At 68.9% G+C, this 26,494-nt stretch carries 25 protein-coding genes and 2 pseudogenes; 9 read left to right on the forward strand and 18 right to left on the reverse strand.

Annotation, left to right across the window (positions count from 1 at the left end; all coding sequences use genetic code 11):
* Positions 1–103 precede the first annotated feature (103 nt).
* From OG883_RS41010 to OG883_RS41050, 9 genes are all read right to left on the reverse strand, one after another.
* Positions 104–880 (reverse strand): aldo/keto reductase, encoded by a 777-nt coding sequence (locus OG883_RS41010; RefSeq protein WP_266552394.1) that lies wholly within the window; start codon positions 878–880, stop codon positions 104–106.
* Positions 877–1,467, reverse strand: coding sequence for an AAA family ATPase (locus OG883_RS41015; protein WP_266552397.1), 591 nt, complete (start codon positions 1,465–1,467; stop codon positions 877–879). The genes OG883_RS41010 and OG883_RS41015 overlap by 4 nt, the downstream gene beginning before the upstream one ends.
* Positions 1,461–2,066 (reverse strand): 3'-5' exonuclease, encoded by a 606-nt coding sequence (locus OG883_RS41020; RefSeq protein WP_266552400.1) that lies wholly within the window; start codon positions 2,064–2,066, stop codon positions 1,461–1,463. The genes OG883_RS41015 and OG883_RS41020 overlap by 7 nt, the downstream gene beginning before the upstream one ends.
* Positions 2,063–3,250, reverse strand: a complete 1,188-nt coding sequence (locus OG883_RS41025; protein ID WP_266552403.1) for a radical SAM protein — start codon at positions 3,248–3,250, stop codon at positions 2,063–2,065. Before OG883_RS41025 ends, OG883_RS41020 begins: the two co-directional genes overlap by 4 nt.
* 26 nt (positions 3,251–3,276) lie before the next feature.
* Positions 3,277–3,831 (reverse strand): nucleoside-diphosphate kinase, encoded by a 555-nt coding sequence (locus OG883_RS41030; protein ID WP_266552406.1) that lies wholly within the window; start codon positions 3,829–3,831, stop codon positions 3,277–3,279.
* Positions 3,828–4,847 carry a thymidylate synthase gene (locus OG883_RS41035; protein ID WP_266552409.1) on the reverse strand — a complete coding sequence of 340 codons (1,020 nt, stop codon included), beginning with the start codon at positions 4,845–4,847 and terminating at the stop codon, positions 3,828–3,830. The genes OG883_RS41030 and OG883_RS41035 overlap by 4 nt, the downstream gene beginning before the upstream one ends.
* Before the next feature lie 146 nt (positions 4,848–4,993).
* Entirely contained in the window at positions 4,994–5,662 is a 669-nt protein-coding gene (locus OG883_RS41040; protein WP_266552412.1) for a hypothetical protein, read from the reverse strand.
* On the reverse strand, positions 5,659–6,105 hold the full coding sequence (locus tag OG883_RS41045; protein ID WP_266552415.1) for a DUF6415 family natural product biosynthesis protein: 447 nt from the start codon (positions 6,103–6,105) through the stop codon (positions 5,659–5,661). Before OG883_RS41045 ends, OG883_RS41040 begins: the two co-directional genes overlap by 4 nt.
* Positions 6,102–6,521 (reverse strand): ATP-binding protein, encoded by a 420-nt coding sequence (locus tag OG883_RS41050; RefSeq protein WP_266552418.1) that lies wholly within the window; start codon positions 6,519–6,521, stop codon positions 6,102–6,104. Before OG883_RS41050 ends, OG883_RS41045 begins: the two co-directional genes overlap by 4 nt.
* 302 nt (positions 6,522–6,823) lie before the next feature.
* On the opposite strand from OG883_RS41050, the gene OG883_RS41055 reads away from it, so the two are divergent.
* On the forward strand, positions 6,824–8,182 hold the full coding sequence (locus OG883_RS41055; protein ID WP_266552421.1) for a hypothetical protein: 1,359 nt from the start codon (positions 6,824–6,826) through the stop codon (positions 8,180–8,182).
* Between the two features lie 3 nt (positions 8,183–8,185).
* Here the strand turns inward: OG883_RS41055 and OG883_RS41060 are convergent, their stop codons facing one another.
* Both OG883_RS41060 and OG883_RS41065 read right to left on the reverse strand, forming a co-directional pair.
* Positions 8,186–9,217 carry an NAD-dependent epimerase/dehydratase family protein gene (locus OG883_RS41060; RefSeq protein WP_266552424.1) on the reverse strand — a complete coding sequence of 344 codons (1,032 nt, stop codon included), beginning with the start codon at positions 9,215–9,217 and terminating at the stop codon, positions 8,186–8,188.
* A 497-nt stretch (positions 9,218–9,714) separates the two neighbouring features.
* A pseudogene (locus OG883_RS41065) lies at positions 9,715–9,970 on the reverse strand (helix-turn-helix domain-containing protein).
* Between the two features lie 62 nt (positions 9,971–10,032).
* Here OG883_RS41065 and map point away from each other — a divergent pair.
* The 4 genes and pseudogenes from map (at position 10,033) to OG883_RS41080 (ending at position 12,104) form a co-directional block, all read left to right on the forward strand.
* Positions 10,033–10,800, forward strand: a complete 768-nt coding sequence (gene map, locus OG883_RS41070; RefSeq protein ID WP_266552427.1) for a type I methionyl aminopeptidase — start codon at positions 10,033–10,035, stop codon at positions 10,798–10,800.
* Positions 10,801–10,969: 169 nt separating this feature from the next.
* A pseudogene (locus OG883_RS41075) lies at positions 10,970–11,155 on the forward strand (helix-turn-helix domain-containing protein); the annotation flags it as partial.
* Positions 11,156–11,178: 23 nt separating this feature from the next.
* The gene (locus OG883_RS46960; protein ID WP_323181062.1) at positions 11,179–11,472 is read left to right on the forward strand and encodes a hypothetical protein; all 294 of its coding nucleotides are present in this window, start codon (positions 11,179–11,181) and stop codon (positions 11,470–11,472) included.
* A complete protein-coding gene (locus OG883_RS41080) occupies positions 11,412–12,104 on the forward strand; it encodes a transposase (protein ID WP_266552430.1) in 693 nt (230 codons plus the stop codon). The genes OG883_RS46960 and OG883_RS41080 overlap by 61 nt, the downstream gene beginning before the upstream one ends.
* Here the strand turns inward: OG883_RS41080 and OG883_RS41085 are convergent.
* Positions 12,097–12,666, reverse strand: coding sequence for a hypothetical protein (locus tag OG883_RS41085; RefSeq protein WP_266552433.1), 570 nt, complete (start codon positions 12,664–12,666; stop codon positions 12,097–12,099). The genes OG883_RS41080 and OG883_RS41085 overlap by 8 nt on opposite strands.
* 210 nt (positions 12,667–12,876) lie before the next feature.
* Here OG883_RS41085 and OG883_RS41090 point away from each other — a divergent pair, with 210 nt between their 5' ends.
* A complete protein-coding gene (locus OG883_RS41090) occupies positions 12,877–13,839 on the forward strand; it encodes an SMI1/KNR4 family protein (RefSeq protein WP_266552436.1) in 963 nt (320 codons plus the stop codon).
* A 676-nt stretch (positions 13,840–14,515) separates the two neighbouring features.
* On the opposite strand, the gene OG883_RS41095 is transcribed toward OG883_RS41090, so the two are convergent.
* On the reverse strand, positions 14,516–18,568 hold the full coding sequence (locus tag OG883_RS41095) for a serine protease (RefSeq protein WP_266552439.1): 4,053 nt from the start codon (positions 18,566–18,568) through the stop codon (positions 14,516–14,518).
* 5 nt (positions 18,569–18,573) lie between these two features.
* On the reverse strand, positions 18,574–18,885 hold the full coding sequence (locus OG883_RS41100; RefSeq protein WP_266552442.1) for a trypco2 family protein: 312 nt from the start codon (positions 18,883–18,885) through the stop codon (positions 18,574–18,576).
* A 146-nt stretch (positions 18,886–19,031) separates the two neighbouring features.
* On the opposite strand from OG883_RS41100, the gene OG883_RS41105 reads away from it, so the two are divergent.
* A complete protein-coding gene (locus OG883_RS41105; RefSeq protein ID WP_266552445.1) occupies positions 19,032–19,196 on the forward strand; it encodes a hypothetical protein in 165 nt (54 codons plus the stop codon).
* Positions 19,197–19,992: 796 nt separating this feature from the next.
* On the opposite strand, the gene OG883_RS41110 is transcribed toward OG883_RS41105, so the two are convergent.
* From OG883_RS41110 to OG883_RS41125, 4 genes are all read right to left on the reverse strand, one after another.
* Positions 19,993–21,486 carry a transposase gene (locus OG883_RS41110; RefSeq protein ID WP_266552026.1) on the reverse strand — a complete coding sequence of 498 codons (1,494 nt, stop codon included), beginning with the start codon at positions 21,484–21,486 and terminating at the stop codon, positions 19,993–19,995.
* 13 nt (positions 21,487–21,499) lie between these two features.
* On the reverse strand, positions 21,500–23,299 hold the full coding sequence (locus OG883_RS41115; protein WP_266552448.1) for a pentapeptide repeat-containing protein: 1,800 nt from the start codon (positions 23,297–23,299) through the stop codon (positions 21,500–21,502).
* 283 nt (positions 23,300–23,582) lie between these two features.
* Positions 23,583–24,188: a DUF6233 domain-containing protein gene (locus tag OG883_RS41120; protein WP_266552451.1), complete on the reverse strand. Its 606-nt coding sequence runs from the start codon at positions 24,186–24,188 to the stop codon at positions 23,583–23,585.
* 3 nt (positions 24,189–24,191) lie between these two features.
* Positions 24,192–24,593 carry a hypothetical protein gene (locus tag OG883_RS41125; RefSeq protein WP_266552454.1) on the reverse strand — a complete coding sequence of 134 codons (402 nt, stop codon included), beginning with the start codon at positions 24,591–24,593 and terminating at the stop codon, positions 24,192–24,194.
* Positions 24,594–24,719: 126 nt separating this feature from the next.
* Here OG883_RS41125 and OG883_RS41130 point away from each other — a divergent pair, with 126 nt between their 5' ends.
* Together OG883_RS41130 and OG883_RS41135 are read left to right on the forward strand one after the other, a co-directional pair.
* On the forward strand, positions 24,720–25,649 hold the full coding sequence (locus OG883_RS41130; RefSeq protein WP_266552457.1) for a Ku protein: 930 nt from the start codon (positions 24,720–24,722) through the stop codon (positions 25,647–25,649).
* 57 nt (positions 25,650–25,706) lie between these two features.
* Positions 25,707–26,405, forward strand: a complete 699-nt coding sequence (locus OG883_RS41135; protein ID WP_266552470.1) for a hypothetical protein — start codon at positions 25,707–25,709, stop codon at positions 26,403–26,405.
* Positions 26,406–26,494 lie beyond the last annotated feature (89 nt).

Consider the following 26,494-nt stretch of genomic DNA (forward strand, 5'->3'; position numbering starts at 1 on the left):
ACCCCGATCACCGGAGGTCGCCAGTTCTCGTACGCAGCTCTGCGCCGGGAGGGCGGGAGGCGCGCGGCGGAAGCCGCCGGAGAGAGGGGCGCGGAGGTCGGCATCAGGATCCGCCCGTCACAGCGGTGACGATTTGGTCGAGGTGTTCCGGCTGGCTGGTGCTGGGGACGGGAGCGACGTGGTCGCTGAGCTGGAGGAGCCATTGCAAGGGGGCGAAGACCCCGTGGGTGCGGGCGAGGGTGCCCGCGTCGAGCGGCCTGTACGGCACGTAGGGAATGTTGAGGTCGCGGCAGAGTTCGAGGGCCGGGTCATGGCGGTCGGTCATATTGAGGACGTTCTGCACCGCCGCAATGGTGATGTCCTTGCCAGCCATGCGGATGGCCTCGGGGGTGACCTTTGACAGGCCGATGTGCCCGATCTTGCCTTCGTCCTGGAGGGCCTTGAGCGTGCCGAGTTGGTCGGCGGCCAGCACCTCGGGGTCGATGCGGTGGAGGTAGCAGAGTTCGAGCCGTTCGACTCCCAGGCGGCGCAGGCTCGCTTCGACGCAGGACCGCAGGTAGACGGGGTGGCCGTGAGGAGCCCAGACGTTGGGGGCGGGTCGGGCCAAGCCGACCTTCGTGGCGATCAGCACCTGCTCCGGGTAGGGGTACAGGGCGTCACGGATCAGGTGCTCGACGGTGTGGGGGCCGTAGGAGTCCGCGGTGTCGATGTGCGTGATGCCGTGGGTGTGCACGGCCCTACGGAGCACGCTGATCGCGGTGTCCCGGTCGTTGGGGTCGCCCCACGTGCCGGGCCCCGTCAGACGCATGGTGCCGAAGCCGAGCCTGGAGACGGTCTTGCCGGCGATGGTGATGGTGCCCACGGACGAAACGGCGGTCATACGGCGGCCTCCTGGAGGCAGAGCTGAAGCGCCTGCTCGATGGCACGCAACTGGCTGACGGGGTCGCTGGTGACGCGCACGTGCGGGATCGGGTCGTCGGCGAGGAGACCGTGCACGTGTTGGTCCACCAGGAGCCGGTACCGGGGGTCGTAGTCGTGGCTCTGGTCAACCGGCACATCCGGGTCCAGCACGGTGGCGAAGAGCAGGTCGTACTTGGGGGCCTGCGTCGAGGCGAGAAGCCGCAGACGCTCCCTCTCCAGCCGGTGCAGGTGCTCACCGCGGAACTCAACGGCGGCGTGGAGATACGCGATGGCGTCGAGCGAGGCCCGGTCGGCGAGGACGACTTCAGCGCCCTGTGCCGCGGCAGCGATCTCGTCAGCTATGCCCTGCGCGATGATCCACTCGGTGGAGGCGGCGGTGTGGTGCTGCATCTTCGGCAGGCCGATGCCCGCAGCGCGCTTGGCCAGGCGACCGGTGCGGGCCACGGAAATGCCGTGGCCGCGCACCTCCATTTCGATCCGTTTTAAGAGGGTGGTCTTGCCGGTGGAGTGGGTGCCGAGCACGCCGATACGGATGGGATTCACCACAGGGTGGGTTCCTCTTCTGGTTCGGAGGCGCCAGGCAGGCCGGGCGGCACGGCCGCGGCGACGAGCTGGTCCCAGGTGTCGTAGTGGTTGGCCATGGCGGTGAGGAGCTGCGCCGTGGCGTACGCGTCGTACGTTGCTCGGTGCCGCCCGACGGCGGGGGCTCCTGAAAGGTCGAGCTGCGCATGGGTGATCAGCGCGTCGAGCCCGTATGAGGGCAGAGCCTTGTAGGTCGCCCTGGCAAGGCGGAGCGTGTCAATGACTCCGGCCGGCTCCCACTTCGGCAGATGCGCCTTCAGCACCCGGTAGTCCACGTGCGCGTTGTGGGCGCAGATCCAGGCGTCGCCCAAGAGGCCATGGACTTGGCCGGCGATCTCGTCCCATCCGGGGGAGTGGGCGAGGACTTCGTTGGTCAGGCCGTGGATCCGGGCCGCGTACGGGGTGACGGGCCGGGGCGGGCGGATCAGCCATGTCCCGGCCGTGGTGGTGTCCGCCTGGCCGTCGCGGATAGGCAGCGCTGCGACCTCGACCAGGTCGGGCGGGTTCCCGCCGTTGCCCTCGACATCTACGACAAGCAGCTTCGGCCAGGCGGCGAATTTCATGGCGTGGGAGTTCCGTTCTCCGCCTTCCAGCCGATCGGGGCCCGGCCGTGCTGGCGGTAGTGATGGGGCTTTGCTCGGTCGTGGCACTGGTAGCCGTAGCCGTGCTGGAGGTAGTAGCGCGGCGGCTCGTCCAGTCCCTCAACGATGATCGCGCGCTCGTCTACCTCTACAGGCCCCGTCGCGCCGAGGGCTCGGGCTTCCTCGGCCACCTCGGCAAGGTCCGGCTTGACCCACGCCCTCCGGCACAGGCGAAGCTGGTCCTCGGGGCAGATGTTGCACAGCTCCCTGATGCCGTAGTGCCCGTTGTAGTCGGCCTCACCATGGGCATAGGCGACACCGCAGCTCGTCTTGCGGAACAGGGCTCCCCACGGCGCGCTGGTGTTCTCCGGCCGGTGGAAGAAATCGAGAATCCGCCTCTCGGCTACCTCCGGCATGATCTTGCGCCGAGCCGTGTCGTCGTACGGCACCGGCAGGCCGTGGGCCGCGTAGTACGAGGCGATCTCCTCACGGAAGAACAGGCCGGTGAAGACGGTGGCGTGGGCGTGGGTGGACAGCTCGCGGGCTCGTTCGAGGTGCGCGTCGCTGTCGTTGAGGCCCGGGACGATGGGCCGCCAGTACAGGACGGTGCGGTACCGCTCGGCGTGCTCGAACAGGGTGCGCAGGCTCGTAGCGGCGATGTTCGAGTCCACCGGCTCGATTTCCGCGTTGCCGATGCCCGAGTGGGTGACCAGGACGGTCAGCCGCAGGTTCTTGAAGGAGTTGAGCGTGGCGCAGTCGTCGGGCTCAACGCGCCAGCGGGTGATGATCAGGACGTGGTTGGTCAGGCCCTGCGCGTCCAGGTGCCGCAGCACGTTGAACACGTGAGGCTTGACCGCCGGCAGCATCGGATCGGTGGCCCGGTTCAGGAGCTGGATAGGCGTCTTGTGAGGCCGGAAGTACGGGTGGGTGACGAGGGCCGCCACGGCTTCCTCGTCGCTCATGAGCCGCCGCGGGACCTTCATCCCGAAGTTGTCGAACAGGTGGCGGACGCAGTAGCTGCACTCCAGCGGACAGCCGACGATCCAGTTCAGGGACAGGCCGGACTTGCGGTACTCGATCACGTCCGCCAGCGACGGCTTCAGCTCCCCGATCTTGGCCGGGGTGAGTATGGGCAGAGGGCGGCGATGGAACGTGGGAGCGCTCATGGGTGCCTCCAGTTCAAGGGGACGGGTCAGCTCTCGACGGGTGCGGCAGCCTGCGGGAAGAGCAAGGCTCGGCGGTTGGCCCCGTACCAGGTGCCGAAATCGCGGCGGGCCGCTTCCGAGTCGTCGGACGTGTGGACCAGGTTGTTCACCAACCGCTTCTCGGCGAGCGCCTGGTCCAGGCTGTCGTCACCGAGGTCGCCGCGGATGGTGCCGGCCGCTGCCCTCGACGGGTCGTAGTGGCCGAGCTCGTTGCGCAGCCGTTCGTGAATGCCCGGCGAGCCGGAGGCGAGCGCGACGGCGACGGTCTGGCCCACGTAGAGGCTGTCCAGAGACGCGGGGATGTCCCGGCCGCCGAACCAGTCGGCATCGACCAGCAGATCCCAGTAGTGCACGTGGATCTGCCAGGGGGCGACCGTGACGTTCTGCCGGCCGACGATCGTCACCCCCGGCAGAGCCAGGCGCTCCAGGATGGTGTCGGTCAGGCCCCGCTCGACCGCGTCCGGCTTGCACAGGATGACCGACCAGTGGCCCCAGCCCACGCCGTTGACCACGGCGCCGCTGCGCGAAGGCTTCCCGCTCACTCGGCACCTCCGGAGATGGCACACGATGCCCAGCGCTGTTCCAGCAGCCAACGCAGGCCCGGGTCCAGCGCCTTGAGGACCCCGGCGTCCACCACGTCGGCGCGGTCGTACTGGATCTGGCGGTAGACCTCGAACAACAAGAGGATCTGCTGCCAGTACGGCTCCAGCCCGAGGTCCGCGATATCGGCCGGTCCGTACCGCACCTTGTTGGTACGTAGCCCTTCCTCGTGTTCGAGGACACGCAGCACGGTCGCCGCAGTGGTGTTCCCGGGCATCACCAGCGGGGCGAACTCAATCGGCGCCGGCCGGGTGGCCGCCTCCTCCAGGACACGTCCGACGCGGTCGGCGTTGCGGTCGTTGACGTGGGCCGACCCCATGAAGTGCGTGTATGTGCCCAGTCCCAGGCGGAGCTGGATGGCCGCGTACTCCTGAATCATGGTGAAGCTGAACACGTCACTGAGCAGGCCACAGTCGAGGTCGTTGGCACGCATGTTGCACACCATGTGCAGCCGTCCGCCGCGAGCGAGAAGGTGAAGACCGGCCAGACACGCCATGTCGGGGTTGTCACAGATGGCTAACTCCCGGGCGGAGAAGACCGGCAGATAGCCGCGCTTGCTGTCCTCCTCGGTGCGCAGCAGGTCCAGGACACGGTCGAACGGAGACGCGGTGTCTCCGTCGGCCGGGCTGAAGAGCGTGTAGCCGTACGCGGAGCCGCCCAGGTTCACAGCGTCGGGGGAGCTGGAGCGCATGGACGGCGCGTAGTAGCCGATCATCTCCAGGTCCCGGCGGCCGGCCAGGTACCAGAGGGCTTCGGCGAATTGAAAGATCGGGTTCACCCTGCGCTGCTCCAGGTACGGCAGTCGCTGACGCGGGTCCGGCAGACGGAACCCAACGCCGATCACCTCGCGTGCGTCGTTGCCGCGCGCGGCGATGCGGTGCTCGTGCTTCTCCGTCGCCAGCTCCAGCAGGGCCACATATGCCCCTTCGAGGCTGGGATAGCTGGGGGGTGTGAGCATGAAGTCTCCAGTTCGAGATCAGGGCGCGAGAACAGATACGTGTGGCGCTGTGCTTGCGATCCGACGCGGGACTGCGACGTCCCGCGCCGGGGTCTTGCGCCGTCCGACGGTCCGGGCTCAGGGCATCCGGACCGACGGACGGACATCTAGACCGCGACTGTCGATACCGCGAGTTCTTCGAGATCGAGGGTCGTGCAGCCCTGAAGGGTGACGACCGTGCGGGCTGCGAGCGTCCAGCGGAGGTGCGGGTCGTCGTATGCCACGAAGGTGAGATCACCCTGTTCGGCAGGCAGCGGCTGAAGAGTCCTGGGGTCGTGCACGATGCCGGCGACGCCCCAGGACGGGCTGAACTCCACCAGCGCGGCGGTGAAGCTTTTCCGAAGGTGCGGGCAGTCCCGTACGGCCTCCCGCGCGCAGGCTTCGTGGACCGGCGGCGTGACGGTCTTCTCGCCCTCACTGATCGGTTGCCCGTCCGCAGCGCGGACCAGGAACAGGTGCCGCCCATCGGGCCGGCCGAAGGTGGACCCGCCGCAGACCTGACACAGCATGTGGCTCATGGCGTGCCGTTGGCGCAGCGCGTGCATCCCGGCGAGTTTCGGCGTGCCGACGCCGCGCGTGGCGGCCATCCTGACCCACAACGTGCTGTCCTTGCGGTCAGCCCGGCTGTATTCGTCCGCGTAGCCGATGCCTTCCCCGTCGATGCCCCGCCGCCGCACGATCGGGCCGGGAAGAGTTGTCTCTCCTGACCACGGCGCTATGAAGGGCACGCGGATGCCCTTCCAGAAGAACTGGCGGGGGCTGAGCGGGGCGGTCACTCGTTCTCCTTCAGGGAATCCGGCGCCTTCATGCATCCAGTCGCGACCAGCAGATCCAGCAGCTCGTTGACGGCCCAGCCCATCCGCCGGAGGTGGCTGGTGGCTTGCTCGTAGTCGGCGGGCAGCTCCTCGGCGCGCACGGCACGGGCCCGCGCGAGGAGTTTGGCGGCCCGCGCGTCGCGCTTCTCGGCTTTCGCTGTGATGGCAATGTTCACGACCTGCTTCAGGTGGTCGCGGAGCCGCTGCGCGAGCTCCTTCACGTCCGCCTCCGGCGGCATGACGGAATCGAGCGCGTCCGCCACGTCGTCCAGCAGAGCGTCACCGTCGTATGCCTTCCAGGCGCGGAGCTTCGCTAGGACGCCTTCTGTGCCGTTTGGGTCCATCGGCGGTTCCCAACGTGCCACGGGGCGGTGCCAGCGGCCGGTGAGGGCGGCAGAGGTCACTGGCCGACTCCTGTGGCCGGGAGGAGACACCAGACGGTCGCGCCGGAGTCGCTGATCCCCCAGGTGCCGCCGTGCGTGACGGTGCACCATTCGACCAATTCGAGGCCGCGGCCGTGCTCTGCGTCGTCGTCGGCTTTCTGGACCGAAGGATTCCCTGGCACGTTGCTCTTCACGAGGACGTACAGGGCCTCGTCCTGGAGCTGCATGGTGAAGGTGACGTGAGTGCCGCCGCTGTGCGTGATCGCATTGGTCACCAGCTCGGAGACGATGAGCGCCACGGTGTCCTTCAAGCCGGACAGACCGCAATAGCTTAGGCGTGCCTTGGCCAGGCGACGCATGGCACCGACGCGGCGAGCGTCTTTCGAAAGCGGTTCTTCGCCTGGTCCACGCTGCGCGATCTCGAAGTCAGTGCTCATTAAGTCGTACGTGCGAGGGCGGTTGGCCGCGTGAGGCAGGGGCCCGCCGACGAACGCGCTCTTGGCAGGAAGGGTCGTACCTCGGGCCACAGCCGTACCCATTGACTCCTCCTCGTCGCGGTATGAACACATAGCGTTCTGCGACGAGGGTGGCTGTGACTATGTCGTGGTTATGACTTCTGACTGTCCGTTCGGGTGACACCATGACGCGGCTATGACTTCTCGCCGCCTTCTGGCGGGGGGCCGTTACAAAAGGAGACCAGCGCGGTATCCCATGGGGGAACCGATTCCGTGGAGGGGACATGGGCGAGGATCGGCGCACAGTGCTGTACACGCTGGTGATCGAACGAGGTATCCGCTCGCACAAGTCGTTCAGCGATGAGTACGCACGCGTCGCGGAGCAGTTACGGGCCGAGGGCCAAGACGTGGCTCCCGCACCAGTGGCACGTCACTACGAGCGCCTGCTGGTCGTCGGGGGACTCAAGAGCCAGCCGTACTCTCCGACTGCCCGGGTCTTGGAGCGCATGTTCCATTGGCCCGTCCTGGATTTGCTGCGCCCGGCTTCCGAAATGCCGGAGTTGGAGCGTCAGCATTCCACTCCGCGGGCCGCAACTTCGCCTGTGCTCAACGAAAGTGAACTGCTGATGACCGCTCGGGACGCCGCCGAACACGCCGGTGAGGCCGCCTCGCTCCACTTGGACGAGATGACGCTCGACCAACTCCACGACGACCTCGTAGAGCTCGCCCGTAAGTACGGCTGCACCGCCCCGGCCGAGGTCTGCCAGCGCGCGAGCAGCCTGCTGCGCACGGCGCAGGTGCTGCTGGAACGCACCCGTTCCCCCGAACAGCACGCCCGGCTCTACTACGCAGCCGGGCAGGCCACTGCGCTGCTGTCCGCAGTCTCGTTCGATCTGGGAGCGCTCGCGCCGGCCGTCTCGTTCGCCCGTTCCTCCGCGCAGTACGGCAAGACCATCGAGCATGGCCCGTTGCAGGCGTACGCCTACGGCATGCTGGCCTTCATGGCGTTCTGGGACGGTCGTCCCAGCGAAGCAGTCCGACTGGCCAAGAGCGCCCAGCAGTTCGGAGGACTGGGGGACACCGCCTGCCGCCGGCTGTACGCCATCGAGGCCCGCGCCTACGGGCATCTACGCAACGCTGACCAGGCGCAGCGCGCCATCCGAGACGCGCTGGAGCACAGCAGCGGCGCCCGAGACGAGTTGCACGACGACATTGGCGGCGAGTTCGGCTTCGACGCCGCCCGGATTGCGATGAGCAACGCGACGACCAGTCTGCTGCTGCGCGACGCCGAGGGAGCGGAAGCCTCAGCCACCAGGGCCCTTGCCCTGCTGAGCAGTCGCCCTACAGCCGAGCAACCGATCGTGGTCTCAGGGCCCGCAGCGATCGACCTGGCCCGCTCGCGGCTGATGCGCAGCGAGGTGGAGGGCGCGCACGAGGCCCTGGCGCCGGTCTTCCGGGTGCCGCCGGACTGGCGTGGCGCCGGCATGCTGGAGCGCCTGACGGCCGCACGGATCGAGCTGACGCGCCCCGAACTCCGGAGCGCGCCAGCAGCCCTCACCCTGGCCGAGCAGATCGAGGACTTCAGCGCCCTTTCTCCTGCGCGCAGGCTCGGCGCCACGAGCCCGCTCGCGATCGAGGGCTGACCTTTACCGGCCGAGCGCGGCCAGGATCATCGTCTCCTTCTCCGGAGCGATGCCGTGCTCGGCCCAGCGGGGATGCTCCACAGGCATCCCGCCGTCGCGGAGCCACGCCCAGGTGTCCTCGACGGTTTCCGACAGCGGGCGGCACACCAGCCCGGCCGCCTGCGCTCGCGTCGACTCGATCCTCCACACGCCGGCGTGGGTGCGCCACAGCGGCAGCTCCGTCCACTGCTGCACCTCATGGTCCAGGAGCAGCTTGTCGGGAGCCCACACCAGTTGCGCGTATCCGCCGGTGGCGAGCACGCAGGCCGTGAGGAAGTCGCTCATCGTCTCCCGGCCGAGCGGTGCGACGCAGTTGTACGCGCCCCCTCGATCGGCGGCGGCCTGGTCGAGGGCGAACGCGGCCACATCGCGTACGTCGATCGGCTGGATGGACTTCTCCGGAGCTCCCGGGGCGAGCATCCGGCCGCCGCGAGTGGCGCGGCGCAACCACCACGGCAGCCGGCCGACGTATTCGCCCGGCCCGAGGATGACGCCTGGCCGGAGAATCACTGTCCGGTCCTCGCCGAACGCTACGGTGGTCGCTCGCTCTGCGCTGGCCTTCTGCCTCCCGTAGTACCAGTCCGGCCCGTCCCAGTCATCTGGGAGACGGCCGTAGTCGGCATCGGCGTCCGGCGGGCCGTCCAGCAGTTCCGATTCTTCCGTTAGAGGCTCGCTCGGCCAGCCGCGGTACGCGTTCACGGTGGAGACGTATACGTACCGGCCGACGGCCGGCTCCAAGGCTCGGGCGCCCGCGAGCACATCACGTGGCGCCATCTCGGATGCGGAGGTATCCACCACGGCGTCCCAAGGGCCCTCACTGGCCAACCGCGACAAGTCCTCGGGGACGGTGCGGTCACCGCGGACCGCTCGGGCTCCTGCCGGTGCAGAGCCAGAACGGCCGCGGTTGAAGACCGTCACCTCCCACCCGCGGTCCAGCGCATACTGGGCAACAGCCCGGCCCAGGAACCAACTTCCGCCAAGCACGAGGATTCTCATGCCGTGATCCTGCCCGACCGCGTGGACTGCGTACCAGTGCACGCAGCCGCCCTCAGCGGCGCGCCAGCGTCTCTCCTATCAACCTTGATAGAGAGTCGCCGGACAGCCCTCTGCGGTGGCTGCACGGCCGATCCGGCCGCCGCCAGGCCCAACGCATGATGCCCCGCGGCTCGTTATGGACCTGTGGACCCGCGCGCACGTCGCCGTGGCCGCCCCCGCCGCCCCTTCCGCGGGACTGACGGGAGACCCGAAGACGTCGCCTGTCTTCCCGGGCCTTGGCCAGAACGGCATCGGGAGCCTGGCCTTGCGGGCGGGGACCTCCCCCAGGCCTGTCCAGGCCCGTCCCTCATTGGCGAACGCGACGAAACTCCGTGTGATGAGAGGGCCGTCGAGGGACTTAGTGGTCGGCGCTCGAAGTCCTTCGGGGGTTGACGTAAGAGTCCATCGTGCTGCGTCAGGAACCTCCGATTCTCAGCCGGATGGCGCGCGCCTGACGGTCACGCGGACATGGCCTGCTCGCCGCCTTCGGCGTCTTCCGCGCAGGCGGCGGCGAGGCCGCGTGGCCAGGGCTGCCACGGTGAAGAAGGCCGGAGTCGGGGCCCGGCCGGTTTCGATCTTGCGGAGTGTTTCAGCGGACACCCCGGCGGCTGCTGCCACGTCGACCATGCTGCGGTCACCGCGGGCTTGGCGAAGCAGGATCCCGAAGCGCTCTCCGCGTTGCCGCTCTTGCGGACTCAAAGGAACTCTCACCATGCCCGTGATACTAATACCGGTATAAGTATTGGTTAGCGTCGCATCGCAGGGAGTCACGACACATGGTGGAGATCAAGACCGACACGGCACTGGAGACGATGCGAGAAGCTGGACGCGTCGTGGCACACGCACTTGCGGCCGCCCGCGCAGCGGCAGCCGTGGGAGTTCGCCTGCGCGAGCTCGACGAAGCCGCCCGCGCCATTCTCACCAAGGCCGGAGCACGCTCTCCGTTCCTGGGCTACCAGCCCTCCTTCGCCCCCATCCCCTTCCCCGCCGTGATTTGCGCGTCCGTCAACGACGCCGTCGCGCACGGCATCCCCGACGACTACCGCCTGCGCGACGGCGACTTGGTCAGCATCGACTGCGGAGCCGAACTCGACGGCTGGACTGGCGACGCCGCGATCAGCTTCACCGTCGGCACCCCTCGCCCTGCCGACCTCGAACTCATCGCAGCCACCCAGCAGGCCCTGGACGCCGGCATCGCCGCCGCCACCACCGGCCACCGGATCGGCGACATCTCCCATGCCATCAGCACGGTCGCCCGCAAGGCCGACTGCGGCATGCCGGCCGACTTCGGCGGCCACGGCATCGGCCGCCAGATGCACGAAGACCCCCACGTCCCCAACCACGGACGACCCGGCCGCGGCTTCCCCCTGCGCCATGGCCTCGCCCTCGCCCTCGAACCCATGCTCATGGCCGGAGGACGCAACGACTACCGCACCGACCCCGACGGATGGACCCTGCGCACGATCGACGGCAGCCGCGCCGCCCACATCGAACACACCATCGCCGTCACCGAGGACGGCCCCCGCATCCTCACCCTGCCCTGACCTCGAACCCGCTCCCACCCGGCAGCCAGACACATCGGCCAAGCCTCCGGCGCAGAGTGATTGACCATCCCGAACCACTCACCCCGAGATCGGCTGTGTCCCTTCCATGCCTGCGGCCCGAGCCGTGTCGCTCACTTTGACCGCCTCCGAGCGCCACCGACTCAAGAAAATGGCCTATGGCCACAAGCCCCCGCATCAGGCCCGGCAGCGCGCAACCATCGTGCTGCTGGCTGCCGATGGGTGCTCCAATGCCCGGATATCCGCGCAGACGCGGCTGCACGTGGACACGGTGCGCACCTGGCGGGGCAGATTCGCCACCGGCGGCTTGCTCGCCCTCGCCGACCGCAAGCGGTCCGGCCGGCCGGTCTCGTTCACCGCGTGCAGGTCGCCGAGGTCAAGGCGCTGGCTTGTCAGTTACCCGCTGAGACCGGCACGCCGCTGTCTCGCTGGTCGTGTCCGGAGCTGGCCCGGGAGGTGGTCGTCCGGTCCATCGCCGGGTCGATCTCCCCTTCCACCGTGCGGCGCTGGCTCAAGCCGGACGCGCTCAAGCCGTGGCAGTACCAGTCTTGGATCATCGTGCGCGACCCCGCCTTCGGGCCAAGGCCGCACGTGTGCTGGACCTGTACGCCCGCACCTTCGACGGCGCCCCACTGGGCGAGGACGAGTACGTGATCTCCGCGGACGAGAAGACTTCAATCCAGGCGCGCTGCCGCTGCCACCCGACCTTGACACCCGGGCAGGCCCGGGCGATGCGGGTCAACCACGAATACAACCGCGGCGGCGCGTTGGCCTACCTGGCCGCCTACGACGTCCATCGCGCCCGTGTCTTCGGCCGCTGCGAACCCAAGACCGGCATCGTCCCCTTCATGAACCTGATCACCCAGGTCATGACCACCGAGCCCTACGCCAGTGCCAAACGCGTCTTCTGGATCGTCGACAACGGCTCCTCCCACCGAGGGAAGAAGGCCATAGATCGCCTCACCAGGGCGTTTCCGAACGCTGCCATGGCCCACACCCCCGTGCACGCCTCCTGGACGAACCAGATCGAGATCCTCTTCTCGACCGTCCAACGCAAGGTCGTCTCGCCCAATGACTTCACGGACCTCAGCGAGGTCCGGGATCGGCTCCGAGCATTCGAAGACCGCTACAACGCCACGGCACAGCCGTTCCAGTGGAGGTTCACCACCTCCTACTGGTCCGGCTCGACCGACACACACTCGGTCGGCAGGAAGAATCCTCCGCCCGTCCCGCCGCGTGATCAACCCTCGAAGGACTTCGAGCGCCGACCACTAAGCTCTAGTTGAGGCAGACGACGCCGACCCGCACAGGGCGGCCGCACGGGAGCCTTCCGACCCCGTCGAGTCCGCTGTCCGTGCGCCGTGTCCTGAGGCGGGTGAGTCCCTTCCCGGCGGCTGCGGCGACGGCCTCCCCGGCGGTCGTCAGCAGCCGCACCATGTACTTGTCTCCTTGGTCGTCCACCCACAACTCCGCCATCGGCAGCAGATCCTGGTCCAGGTCGCGGGCCCAGGCGGCCAGTGTGCGCAGCAGCTCAGCGGCGGACGCCGTCGACGTAGCGCGGCGGCCCTGCATGGTGCCGTTGGCGGGCGGGGCGATACCGGCGACCAGGACCACGTCTTGGTCGAGGTCGGCCGTCAGGGACCCGCCCCCGTCATCGCGCGCTGCGACCGGCTCGGTGCCCGCCACCGCTGCCATCCGCTCCAGGCTCACCCGTGCGGCCATCCCGCTCCCGCACACCTCGATTTGCGCGTCCCGCGCGCTCAGGCACAGCCGCACCGGCTCCAGTGGCCCGCAGGCATCCAGCAGCCGGGCAACCGCTTCCACGCAACGGGCCAGTGAGAGTGACATGTTCGTCATTCTCGTCCCCGCGACGCCGGCCCGTCGGGCACGAACCCCGCCCGTACTTGTTCCTCTGTCTTTCGGCTGGGGGCTCTGCCTTTGGGTAGAGGCGGGTCGCCTTCAAGGAGTAGGGGGCTCCGTACGGTGTTGGTAAGGACGGCTGTTGGTGAGGGGTGAGTATCCCTCGGGGGTGTCGTAGCGGGGTGCGACAATCCGTCCGTGTCTGAGGAGCTCTCGCGTTGGTATCGGGGCCGCCTGGTGGGCGGTCCGTTCTGGTCGTTCGACCCAGGCGAGTGCGCCGCGCTCGAACGGGAGATCGGGCTGCCCCTGCCACCCGCGTACCGCTCGTTCCTGCAAGCCGTCGGCGGGGAGAAGCTGGACTACTCGGTCCGCCTCCCGGCCTGTGAACCAGAACCGGTCCAGGGCTTCGACGAGCTCTACCAGTTGGGCCGTGACGACGCCGGTGAGTACGGCTGGGGAACTCTCATGGGCGAGTATCGGCGCAGTCGCGATGGGTGGCTCGCTGAGAACGTGCCCCTGACCGGCCTGCTGCCCATCGCCCGCAACGGCGGAAGCGACACCCTCTTCCTGGACCTGAACCCGGCCACTCATGGCCAGCTCCACGCGTTCGTCCATGCCATCGCCTGGCCGGGGTATCTGGGCAGCCATGTCTTCACAAAGGTCACCGACGACTTCGACGCCTACCTCGACAGCCTGTTCATCGACCCCGACATGGCCGAGGACGCCTGGGCCGATGTCGCCGAGAGCGATCCCTCGGACCTTGGCGGAGGACCGTCGAGGAGTGGCTGGACAAGGAACTGCCAGGCTGGCGTGCTGAAGCCTGGGCCACGACCTGATCTTCAAACGCTCTCCTCAAGGGTCTTCGGGTCCCCGAGGAATTCGCAGGGCCGCGTAGCCCAGGTAGTCCGTGCCAGCTCGCTCGGTAGCGCATTGCCGTCTGAGGGTTCACGCCAAGGGCGTCTGCCAAGACGGCCGGCGGGGCTTGGTGGACCATCTGGACCCAGGCTCTGGAGCGCGTGGCCATGGCCGGGATCCGAGCGGGCCTTCTCCTCCTTTGACGCGTCGGCGAGCGTCACCTCGGGACGCAGGACGACCTCGGTGATCCAGCCTCCTCCGCCGCTCTCCCCCATGGTCATGACCCCATGGGCGTGGTCCTTGTAGTCAATGACGCTCTAACGCCGTCGATAGCGCAGAGGTGGATCCCGACCGGCGCGTCGCGAACTACAGGGCGAACGTTGTCTGACGCGGCACTAGGCAAGCTCATTGTCGGAATTGAAGTTGTCGGAGCCCGCCCGGGCATGCACCGCACCTGAGAAGGAGGCGCTGGTCTCCGCTGGATTTCGCGCGAAGCCCAGGTCCTCGTCCGGAAACTCCGTGACCCCTCACTGCGGATCAGTGCCTGATGGTGCCGGGAACTATGGAGTGCTGCGCCATTGCCCTGAAGGAGTATCGCCGAAAGGCCGTCTGGGAAGACATTGCGGATGAGCAGCCCTCCATGCCGGCCCCGACCGCCTTGCCCTCCTCCCTTCCCGTTTCGCTTGGAACTCCGACTCTCGACTGGTTGGCGATGCCCTGGAGACGGTGATGTCAGCTGCCGAGTGCGTCCTCGACGACACCCGCTACCTGCTGCCCACCTTGACATGGCAGATCGGTGCCAAGCTGGTAAGTGCTGTGCCACCACCGCCTACTCGCCCGAGCACCTGCGGGCTGTGCCCATACCCGCCTACGCCCTGGCTACGGTCTGGGCCTGCCACGCGGCGCTCGCCCAAGCGGCCGACAGCGACGCCGACTCGTATTCTCCAGTCAGAGGCATGACAGCATTAACGGATCGGTGCGGTCAGCTGTTCCTGGGGGCTCGAAGCGTCACCTGTTCGGCGGGCAGCCGGATCACGCCGAGCTGGGCTGCGATCTCTTGCAGGCACGCCGGTTCCAGGGCGGCCAGTGGGGCAATGACGTCCTCGGCGAAGCCGTGGGCCAGGGAGCGCTTGACCAGGTCGGCGGACGGCGGCGAGTTGACGGCCGCGGCGAGGGCCAGACAGTAGGCGGCGTCCTCCTGGAGGTCGTCGATGAGGGGGAGTGCCTCGGTCTGAAGGCCTGCGTCGAGCATCGCTTTGACCAGGCTGGTGAGGACGCCCTCGGCCAGCACTTCGCTCAGTCGGCGGGCTTCGGCGTGGTAGCGATCCCAGAGGCGCAGGCGGACGACTGCCTCCAGCGGCACGGTATTCGTCACGTAGTGGGCGCCCGTGACCAGGGCGGCGTGCTGCAGCGTGTCCAGAAGGCTGGTGAAGTCCTCGGTGAGGCCGGTGGCCTGGCAGGCCGCGGTGAGCCAGGGACGGGCCCAGAGTCCGCCATCCAGAGTTACGCCTGGGTCTGCGGTTCCGGCGAGTTGAGCCGTGACGTCGCGGCACAGGGCCTGGTGGCCGGCGTCGCACATCTCGACGATCATCGCGGCTGCCTGCTCCTGCCCGCGGGCGCGGTCCTGCGGGGAACTCGCGGGCGTGGTCAGGGCCGTTTCACGGATCAGGGAGATCGCCGAGGGGATGTCGTCCGACAGCAGGTGCGCGCGCAACTCGAGGGTGAGGTCGGGGAGGTCGGTCCTGGGGAACCGGCGTGCCAGTTCGAGGGCCGCGTCGGCGTGCCCGGCGCGGAGGTGGAGGGAGATGAGCTCGTGAGTGACGCGGGTACGCCAGCCGGCCACGCTCGGGTCCGTCGACTTCTCGATGCCTTCGGTCACCTGGGCGATGAGCAGGTCGAGGTCGGCTGAGCGGTGATCGCCGTGCGCTTCGACGCCCCTGGCGGCGCCCAAGAGGATGTCGATGCGGTCGAGCTGATCTGCCTCGAACGCCGCCGCGATCCTCAGGGCGAGGTCGAGGTGGCCGAGCCGGGCGGCTGCGCTTGCCACAGCCTGCGCGTCCCACTGGGCACTTGTGTCGTCGCCGTCCTGCAGCACCGTGTTGAGGGCCAGTTCCAGGGCCGGCGTGGCCAGGTCCGTTCGTCCGGCGGTGCCGGCGGCCCGGGCGAAGGCCGCCAGGACGGTGGGCGGCGGCGTGTTCCTGGTCTCGTCGAGGACCGCCTCCACCTCGCATACCACGGGAGCGGCGTCCTGGGGCGTGTCGGAGTCGAGCAGCGCCAGGGCGATCTCCGTGAGGCAGTCCGCACGGATGCCGGGGTTGGCGATGTCCTGGGCCAGGGAGACCGCCAGCGAGAGGTGGCCGTTGGCCAGGGCAGACCTTGCGGCGTCGGCGAGCAACTCGTCGGAGGCCCCGGGCTGCCGAGGATCGAGGCCGTGGGCGGCGAGGGCGGCATAGGCGAGCTCGACAAGATCGAGACCGGGAGAGGCCGAGGCGGGCAGAGCGAGCAGGTGGCGGGCCCGGTCCTCGTCCTGGTAGGCGGCCGATTCCACGAGTTCGGAGGCGGCGAACTCATGGGTCAAGGCGGTGAGGAGCACTTCGGGCACGTTTCGACGGCCTCCCTTGGCGAAGTGCTCGCTGCAGGCGGTGAGGAGGGCTCGTTTCCTGCCGTCCCGGTCCAGGTCGGCGAGGTGCTGGACGAGGCGGTCGAGTTCGCCGAGAGCGGCGAACGCCGGCGCGAGGAGGCCGCAGAAGTCGGGGCGGTCCTCTGCATCGGCGTGTTCGATGGCCTCCTCGATGAGGGGCCGTGTCAGCGCGGGGTCGATCTCGGCCAGTGCGTCGGCGGCGGTGGTGATGGACCAGCCTCGCTCGTCGCCGCTCTCGGTGATGGCTTCGCGAGCGAGATCGGCGGCGCCTGGTTCGCCGTGCCGCGCAAGCGCGAGGGCTGCGCGCACCGTATGTGGCATCCGCTCCAGGGGCAACCTCCCCGGTACGGCCATGGCTTCGTGGATGAGGTTCCGCGCCTCGGCCGGCTGACTGTCCAGCAGGTGCTCGCCGATCGCCAGCAGCGCCTCGGCCTGCACGTAGACGTTCTGCAGGGTGCGGGCGAACTGGATGCCCTCCTCGGCTCGGCCGAGGCGTACCAGCAACAGCGGATACGTGAAGGGCATGGTGAAGTTGTCGTCCTCGATGCGCTTGCGGAGCAGCGACACCCGCGTCAGCAGGGTGAGGTCGCAGTCGGGGGCTGCCTCGAGGAGCCTTGCCGCGTTCGACAGTTCGGACAGCGCGGCCAGATCGCCGTCGGTCCGGCGGCGGAGCAGGGTGCGGCGCGCGGGGGAGGCCAGGGCTGCCAGCGTCCGGCCTGCGCCTTCGGTGAGCAGGAGGGTCGGGTACGCCTCGGTCAGGTAGTCCGGGGTGTCATCGGGCCAGCCGGCCGCGGCGAAGCCGAGGGCCCAGCCGTCAATGGCGGTGCGGGTATGGGTGAACTCCTCGGGTTCTAGGTCCTCCTGGACGGCGACGGTCAGGGTGTCATGGGCGAGGGTGTACCGGGTCGGCGTACCGGGGCGCGGCTCCACGACCCGGGAGAGCCCCCGCTCCAGGGTCCGGCGGATCGCCAGCGCGGAGTCGTTGACGATCGAGGCGATGTCCCTGCTGCTCAGCGCGCCGCCGGCGACCGTCATCGTGGTCAGGACGGTGCGCGGGACAGGCTCGGCGAGTACGTGATCCAGCTCTTGGCGGGCGCGTAGGAGCAGGCTCGTCGCCGCGGGGAACGGTGTCAGCACCTGGCGGCGGCAGGTGCGCAGCGGGTGGCTGCCGTCCACGTCGAGCGGCACGTCAGAATGGCGGCTCGTCACCAGGACGTGTGCCGCCGGACCGAGAGCGGTCGGGAGCTGCGCGGCGATACTGGGCTCGGCCAGCTCGCGGTAGTCGTTCTCGTCCAGGCCGTCGACGAGCAGCAGCAGGGAAAGTCCGGGGATCCGCATCGCGCGTCCCCAGAGGCTGAGGAAGGCGGCCGCGTCCGGTTCGGCGGGCGGGAACTCACCCAGCAGGACGGCGAGCTGGTCACACATGGCCCGGTGGAACTGCTGGACGCGCATCTGCCCATCGCGCCGGGAGATGACGAACGACACCACGTCGAGCCCGGGGTGGGACCCCGTGGCGAAGCGAGTCACCAGCGAGGTCTTTCCCGCCCAAGGACCGGCGACGAGCACAAGGTAGGGGTCCGGCCCGGTCGCGAACGCTAGGAGGCCGGCGAGCTCCCGGTCGCGGCCGGTCAGTTCGGCGCACCGGGCTGCGTACTGGCGCAACATCGCCTCGTAGGCCGGGCGACGCCGCTCCTGCCCGCGCAGGGGTTCCGGCACGACGCCGTGCGAGGCCAGCAGCTCACGTGCGGCGGTGGCACTCGGCTCGGGCTCGCGCTCGCCTTCCGCGCGCGGCTCGTACGCGCCGATCACAGCAGCCAGCCGCACGGCTTCCAGCCCGCCCGAGTGGGCCGACTCCACGACGACGCCGACAGCCGACCCCTCACAGATGACGCCCGCGCCCGAGAAACCGCTCCAGTCGCGCGCTTCCAGGCTGCGGCCATCCGCCCGATGCAGCAGCAGGCGGCCCCGCTTTACACTCGACCCGAGCGGGATCACCCCGTCGATCTGGTCGCTGTCGCGCCAGGTCGCCGTGCCCGTGTCAGTCCAGCTCTGATGGCGCGGAAAGCCGATCGCGGTGAACGGAAGCCGTCCGTCAGCCTCGTCCGGTACAACTCCGATGGCCATCGGAGCGACCTCGTCGAGGGGGACGTCCGGAGCGAGTTCGACAAGCGCGACGTCCAGCCGGGCACCTCGCCACACCGTCCGGCCGGTGACGACGATCTCGTCGGGGGCGCCGCCGGACAGCCGCACCCTGACCGACCCACCGCCCTCGACCACATGCCCCGCCGTCGCCACCAAGGACGTCGCCAGCCGCAGCCCCGAGCCGTACCCGGTGCCGCCGTCCTGCTCGACCAGGACCTCGGCGCACCGCCCGGCGAGCGAGTCGACCACCACAGGCCTCAGCGCGGGAGCTCGGGCAGCCGGTCGATGACCGACAGCGGCTGGCCGGCGTCGTCGGTGGGCGTAAGGGTCATCCGCACACGCTGTGTCCGGCCGCCGCTGTGCTTGCCGTCGGCGCCCGCCTCGACCACCCACAGCTTCAGCCCGCCGCGCCCGCCTGCCTCCCGCGTCATCGTGACCTCGAACTCCAGCTCCACAGCCCCGACGCCGAACTTGACCCCGCGGCCCGCCCCTTCCTGCTGTGCCGTCTCCAACTGATCGCGGAGTACGCGGATGTAGTCGGCCAGGGGCACACCCTCGGGGTCGCTCATCAGATGTCGCCTCCACGTATATCGATATCCACGAGTCTGCCAGGCGGCTACCTTGTTCGCATGCGAACCGGATTCGTTTGACCTTGACGCGCCCGCGCACCTCCTTCCGTCGCGACGCGGACCAACCCATCGAGACGAGGAGAGGCATGTTTACGTCCCCGCAGATCGAGCACTGCCGGACTTTCGGGTTCGTCGTGCTGCGCGGGCTGTTCAGCCCGCAGGAGACTGCCCGGCTCACCGCCGAGGTGACGGAGCTCCGCTTCAACTACCCAACGGCACCTTGCAGATGCGACGCCTTAGCGCCGGCCTGACCTTCTACCAGGACCTCCACACCCTGCAGGACCTGCTGCTGTGCTGGGCCGGCGCATGCCCCACCTGCCACCGCCAGTTACCAACACCAACGAGGAGACAGCACCCCCACCCGACTCGAAGTACTACTAGGGACCTGTCGGTTGCCAGGCTGAGCCCATGCGGTGGAGGAGAGCCTGCTGCCGGAACCAGGCCAACCGGGGCAAGGCCGCTCGCCCTGCCGAAGTCGGCCGTGCTGCCTGAGAACGTCGCCCTGCCGAAGCGGACCGTGCCGCCGGAGAACGTCGCCCGGCGAAGTCTCCGCCGTCGAATAACCGAAGCACAGGGTGAGCGGGGCGGGGCGGCTCCGGATCACCTGCCTCTGGCGATGTCTTCGTCCGGCCCGGCCTCGTCCAAGGTGGAATCGCCTCGGCATCCCAGGGTTCTCCAGCCGTGAGGGACTGACCGGGGTGAACTGGGACGGCGACGGGGGCGGCGCCGGGTCGAAGGCGGGCACCCGGCCCGCGCTGAAGCGGGTGGTGTCGGGCCGCACGGAAGATTTCAGTGGGCGGGGCTGGGACCTGGGCACTGAAATCTTCCGTGCGGGGCTCATGGCGGTTCGGGCGCACCGGTTGCTTCAGTTCCGGTGGCTGCGGTGTTCGGCCGCCCCTGGCGGTGGGAGCGGGTCAGCGTTTGACGCGGTTACGGACGGCCAGGACGGCCAGGCCGAGAAGGATGGGCTCGGTCACGCGGGAAGCCATTTCGATGTAGGTGCCGTTAGTGGTCAGAGGCTGTCGCACGGCTCCTGCCCGGTGAAGGTCAAGAGTGCTTCTTGGGCGTGTGGTTGATGAGCTTGTTGAGGTTGTGCACCGTGCCGAGGAGCTTGATCTCGGCGTCCACCGCCTGGCGGCCGCGGTAGTTGAGGTGCCGTCCGAAGCGTTGGAAGATCCGGGCGAATCCCGGCTCGACCAGGGCACTGCGTTGACGGTACTGGGCCCGTCCTGTTGGGGTGGCGAGGCGGGCCGCCATGTCCTGCTGGCCGGCAGGGGCCTGCTGACGTTTCGCGGGAAAGCCTGCCTGGTCGGCATCGCTGGTGACCGAGACCAGTAGCGGGAGGTCGGCGAGGGCCTCGAAGGACGCGGCGGAAGCGTACCCGCTGTCGGCGAGCCAGAGTTGGATGTCGCCGGGGAGCCGTGCGGCCTGGTGATTGTGCTGGGTCTTCTTCACCATCGGAACGAGGGCCGTCCTGTCCGAGGGATTGTCGTGCGCTTCGATGGCCAGCAAGAATTGACGGCGGGCGCACACGATCTGGATGTTGTATCCCTGCAGGTAGCCGCCGCGTTTGCCGGGAATCAGCCGGGAGTCGGGATCGCTCAGGCAGGAACGGGACTCCGGGGAGGGGGCCGGTCGGGGTGTGCGGGCCCGCTCCAGCCAGGCCCGCATCTTCACCAGTCGCGTTCGCTGGCGAACGAGGACGGTCTTGTGCTCCATCGGGACCGGCGGCCGTCCGTTCGCTCCACGACGTCCTGCCGCCCGGTCCTCTCGGACGCGGAGCTCGTACTTCTTCAGCTTCTCCTGGTGAGCCTCGGTCTCGGCGGCCAGGCGCTTCTCCGCGCGGGCCACCATCCGCTCGGCGGCTTCGACCTTGATCCGGATCTCGGTGGGTGAAGGCATAGCCCGTTCATGCAGTCTGTCCCTGGCCAAGTGGGCCCGGGTGAGCCGGTCGCACAGCCGGGACAGGCGAGGCCAGTTGTCGCACGCGTCCTCGCCATCTCCCTGTGCTGCCGAGTCATCGGCCTCGACGCTCAGCGCGTGGTCGACTACATCCTCCATCAACGCGTGGATCTCTTTCTCGTACTGGGAGATGGTCTCCTCCAGGCGCTGGAGCCGCTGGTTGGCGTCGCGTGAGGCGTTCGCCTCCATCGGTGAGCCGTCCACGGCCACCGCCGAAAGATCGACCAGGCCACGTCGGCCGCACAGCGACAACACCTGCACGAACAGTGAGTTCAAGGCGGCACGGTGGCGTCGTACGAACCGCGCGACGGTGGAGTGGTCCACTCGGCGGTTCGCGGTGATGATTCGGCAGCCCACGTCGTCCCAGCAAGCCTGCTCGATGCGACGGGAGGAACGCACTCCCTTGCTGTAGCAGTACAGGAGCAGCGCAATCAGGCTCGCGGGAGGGTAGGCCACCCCGCCCCGCCCGTCGTCACGGTAGCTGTTCTCGAACGCCGACAGGTCAAGTAGCTCGACGACGTCGAGCACCTTCCAGCACAGGTGCTCGGGCGGCAGCCACTCCCGGACATCCCGCGGCATCTCAAGATCACGTTCACGGTCGCACGACCAGAAGTTCCGCCCCACCAGCCAAGATTCCGACGCCTCCTGGATCCTCGGAACCGAACAACGAATCGCTCTTGACCTTCACCGGGCAGGAGCCGTGCGACAGCCTCGTCAGGTCCTGGCCGGAGGAGCGGAACACCACCGAGTTGAGCGTGACGTTCAGGGCCTTCTCGAAGCGCTCGCCGGTGAACCTGTCCCTCGTGGGGTTCTGGGGGTCAGCCTTGTCGATCTCGAAGGTGACCTTGCCGCCGCCGGGCGGCACGGTGCCGGTCGCTTCCTGCTTCGGGGAATCCTTTGGGAGCCCGAAGCCCATGAGCAGCACGATGGTGATGAGCATCGCGGCAGCGAGCCAGCCCAGGGCGCGGGAGGCGCGCAGGCCGTAGCCAGCAAGCATCCAGTAGCCGTGGAGCAGTCCGCGTTCGGCGCGGGTGGCGGTGTGGTCGTGGCGGCGCATCTCCATCTCGCCGTAGTAGAAGTCCGCCGCCCCGGGCTCGTTCTTGCTGTCCTCGAACGCCTTGCGCAGCGCCCGGTACACCGGCGCCAGCTGCGCCGGCCTGACGTGTTCGGCGTGGAGCACCCCCACGTTCCAGCCCGGGACTGCTGTCAGCTGGCTCGCGCGCCAGTGGTGTTCTTCGGCGAGGGTGCGGCGCTGGGTAAACCGGACGGGGCGCCAGCGCCGCCAGTGCGTGCGGGGCGGGACCTTGTCGAAGGAGCAGGTGCCCTCCAGCCGCAGCTGGTCCAGATGCACGGTCCCGGTGAACAGGCACCCCGACAGGTTGACATCGGCGAGGACTAGATGGGCCGCGTCCACCCCACGCAGCGAGCTGATCCGCACGGTGGCGTCGGGCGCGTCGGCAATAGCCTGTTCTGCCACCAGCCGTCTGTCGGGGAGCTCGAAGGGGTCGGCTTCCGCGGCGATCGTGAGGGGGTATTCGAAAACCGCGTGGGCGAAGTCCACCGTGGCGTAGCGCAGGCGCAACTCGGCCGTTGATGACCAGCGGGTCCGCTGACACTCCAGGCGGCGCGCGGCGAGCGAGAGGGTCGCCGGGCCGCTGAACACCGCCTCGGACAACTTCACCAGCCTTGCGCACACCAACGGTCCGAGGCTGACCGCCCCGGCGAAAACTGCCAGTTCGAAGAAGGCGTCGCGATGGAAGGTCGCCGCCTTGAACCCGGCGTCGCCCTGGAAGGTCGCCGACCGGAACTCGGCGACGCCCTGGAAGGTCGCCAGCTTGAACCCGGCGACGCCCTGGAAGGTTGCCGATTCAAAATACGCGTCGCCCTGGAAGGTCGCCGCCTTGAACCCGGCGTCGCCCTGGAAGGTTGCCGCCTCGAACCAGGCGACGCCCTGGAAGTTCGCCGACCCGAACCGGGCGTCGCCCTGGAAGATTGCCGACCCGAACCCGGCGTCGCCCTGGAAGGTTGCCGACCCGAACCCGGCGTCGCCCTGGAAGGTCGCCGACCCGAACCGGGCGCCGCTCTGGAAGTTCGCCGACCCGAACCAGGCGCCGCCGAGGCGAGGGTGGCCGGTGGCGGGGTCACGGAGGGCGGCGAGGAGGGCATCGAGAAGGGGCCCGGTGAAGTGGGTGCCGCGGTGGTCGATGTCGGTGCCGGGGGTGAGGCCCGCCAGGTAGGCGTCGCGGTCGGCGTCGGCCAGGTGGGCGAGGCATGTGGTGTGGCCGGGGACGTGGATGCCGCGGCAGCCGACCGGGTCCTCCGGGGTGGTGCCGTGGCCACAGTGCGCCCAGCCAGGCGGAGATAAGGACGGTTCGGGGCTCGGGTGTGTCATGCCCGAAGGACGATCGAGCACGGCCGGATGGTTGCCCGCCCCGCCCCGCCTCCGACGCCGCGACACTGAAATCTTCGGTGCGGTCCGACAGCCGCGTGATCCCGGCCCCGTCCGTGCCGTGCAGGTTGGCCGAAGCAGCACGAGCGGTTCCGCCAGCATCGGCCCGGGGCTCCAATCCGCGGATGGGCTGCAAGGTAGAAGAGTCCCGCGCTGGTCAGTGCACTGGCGTGAGCTCGCAGCTCGCCCTGTTCCTCAAAGTGGCGAAAGCCCTGGGTTCAGGGGCTCAGGGCTGCTTGCGGCCCGGTGGTGTGTCGGGTGCGTGGGGCTGGCGCAGTTGTGCGAGTTTCTTGCCTGCGTCGCAGAGATTGCATGGGGTGGCTGCGGGCTGTGCGGCGGCTTGGAGTGCCTGCTGGTTGGTGAGGTCGAACGGGCCCTTGTATGTGAAGCAGCCGTCGGTGTGGACAGTGATGCGGCGGGGCCCGGTGTCGTCGTAGGCCATCCGTTCCCTCTCCACGGCCCATCGTGCGTCGTGGCTGACGGTGGGCCGGGGTGGTGGGTCGGGCAGGCGGCGGCCGGTGCGGGCCCGGAGGACCGCGTCCCGGTGCCTGGTGAGCGGGACGCCTTCGTAGCAGACGCCGTCGATCGGCCTCACGTGCGTCTGCGGCGCGTCGAACTCGACGTCGGCCGGCTCGGGGACGTCGCGGGCGCCCAGCTGGGTGCTGGCCCACAGCGTGACCGAGACGCGGTAGAACCAGCTGCCCGTACTGCCCTGCCATCGGCGGTGGAGACGGCCGGTGAGCTCCTGGCCGTCGTAGAGCACGATCCGGATCGCGGGCGCCGGCGGCGGTGACGGCGGCTCCCCGTCGGCCGGACCCGCGACCTCGTCCATGACCTACGCCGCCGTGTCCACGGTGTCCTGCCCGCGACCGCCCGCCGCGGCTGGATGGGACCGCACCGCATCCATCTGCTTCAGCGCCATCCGGGCATCGACCCGCTCGCCCGCCGCCACGGTCTCCCACCAGGCATGGCTGATGACGGCGGCGGAGAGCCGGACCAGGCGGCGCCGCAGCTGCTGCACGCGTACGACCTGCTCGGGGGTGTAGCCGGGAGAGTCGGGAAAAGCGGCGGTGTGGGTCGCCGGCCCCAGCGTCGAGCGCTCCTCGTAGGTCCAGCCCCGCGTCGGATCCACGCTCCACGGCAAGGAACGGCTCAGCTGTTCGTACTCGCTCTGGACACGGTGGAGCTGCAGCTGCAGGCACTGCAGACGGTCCGGGAAGCGGTGGGTGGTGCTCACCCTCCAAAAGGTACACCTGTTCGAATGGGGTGGGCGACCGGCACGCCGCCCGGACGGAGGGCACCGGATGCCCGGCTTGGTCGGCCGTCTTAGGCTGGCAGTCCGCAGGGGGGCCGGAGGTGTGCCATGCCGAGGCCTGTATGGAGCGGTGCCATCTCGTTCGGGCTGGTCACGATCCCCTGCAAAGTGCTGCCGGCCACTGAGAACCACAGCATCCAGTTCCACCAGTTCCACCTGAAGGACGAGGGCCGGATCCGCACCCGCAAGGTGTGCGAGCTCGACGACAAGACGCTGCGCCAGGACGAGATCGGCAAGGGCTACGAGGTCTCCAAGGACACCCTCGTCGAGGTCACTGATGAGGACCTGGACTCGATGCCGCTGCCAACCGCGAAGGCGATCGAGATCGTCGCGTTCGTCCCCACCGACAGCATCGACCCGATCCGGGTGAGCACCGGCTACTACCTGGCCGCCGACGGGGCTGTCGCGGCCAAGCCCTACACCCTCCTCCGCAAAGCCCTGGAGCGCAGCGCGAAGGTGGCCATCGCCAAATTCGCGTGGCACGGCAGAGAGCGCCTCGGCCTGCTGCGGATCAAGGACAACGTCATCGTCCTCCACGCGATGCGCTGGCCGGACGAGATCCGCTCGCCCCAGGAGCTGACGCCGAAACCGACCGACGTGGACGACGACGAGATCAACGCCGCGATCCAACTCATGGAAACCATGGCCGCCGACAACATCTCCGGCTACACCGATCACTACCGCGAGGCCCTCGAAGAGGTCATCGCCGCAAAGGCCGAGGGAAAGCAGCCCCCCAAGGCCGAAGGCGAACAGGAGCCGGACGGGGGAGAGGTCGTCGACCTGATGGCCGCGCTGAACGCGTCGGTGGAAGCCGCCCGGGAAGCACGCGGCGAAGGCGAGCACGCCACCGTCCACGAGATGCCGAAGAAGACATCCGGGAAGAAGACGGCCGCGGCCACCAAGAGCACGGCCAAGAAAACAAGCGCCAAGAAGACCACGGCGAAGAAGACAGCGGGACGCAAGCCGAAGTCGGCCTAGCTCACGCCGGTTCCACGAGGCAGGCTCCTACGGAGCCCCGCCAAGCGCGGCCTTCAGGTGCGCCATGGTCGCCGCGGCCGCCTCGCACACACCGCCGTCGACGGCCGTATCGGCGAGTTCGGACCTCAACCTCGCCTTCACCCCCGTCTCCGCGTCCTGCGCGGCGCCTGGAACCTCCAGGCCGGCGGCGTGCCCGCCGACCCTCCGAAGGCCGGGAAGTCGGCCGGCGCCGAGGGTGGCAGGAAGCGCAAGGGCGAGCCCGAGCTGAAGATCCCCTCGGTCGCCAAGTACCGCAAGGCATACGGCATGCCCGCCCCCGAAAAGGGCCGGGCCTGCCTGGTCTGCGAGGACAGCGGCCGCATCACCGCACCCGGCATCAGCATCGGCTGCACCGAGTGCGCCGGCCCCGCCGCCGCGGCGATGGCCGCCGCCGAGCGCAAGGCCGAGCGGGCCCGGACCGGCAAGACCCCGCCGCGCCGCGCCCGCCCGGGCACCGATGGCAAGACGACGGGAGAGAGTGGCGGTCGCACCCCCGGCGCCGGCCAGGGCGTCACGGTCGATGGAGACAACAATCATCCCATCCGCGTCAACTCCCGCGCTGGCGGCGGTGGCCCGCTCACCGCTGACCAGGCCGCCGCCGTCAGGGACGCGGTCAGCTCGGCTGCCTCCCGCAACTCCAGCGGCGTGCACGTCGCCGGTACGAACAACGCCCCCATCACCAGCGTCACCCGTGGGGGTCGCATCCGATCGTGCTAGCCGGTAGTCGCCTGACCAGTCAGAACTCAAGAAACCAGGACTTGATGTATGCATACCCTTGAAATGAATACTCGAAGTCTGCATTATTG

The sequence above is a fragment of the Streptomyces sp. NBC_01142 genome (assembly GCF_026341125.1).
Taxonomy (GTDB): domain Bacteria; phylum Actinomycetota; class Actinomycetes; order Streptomycetales; family Streptomycetaceae; genus Streptomyces.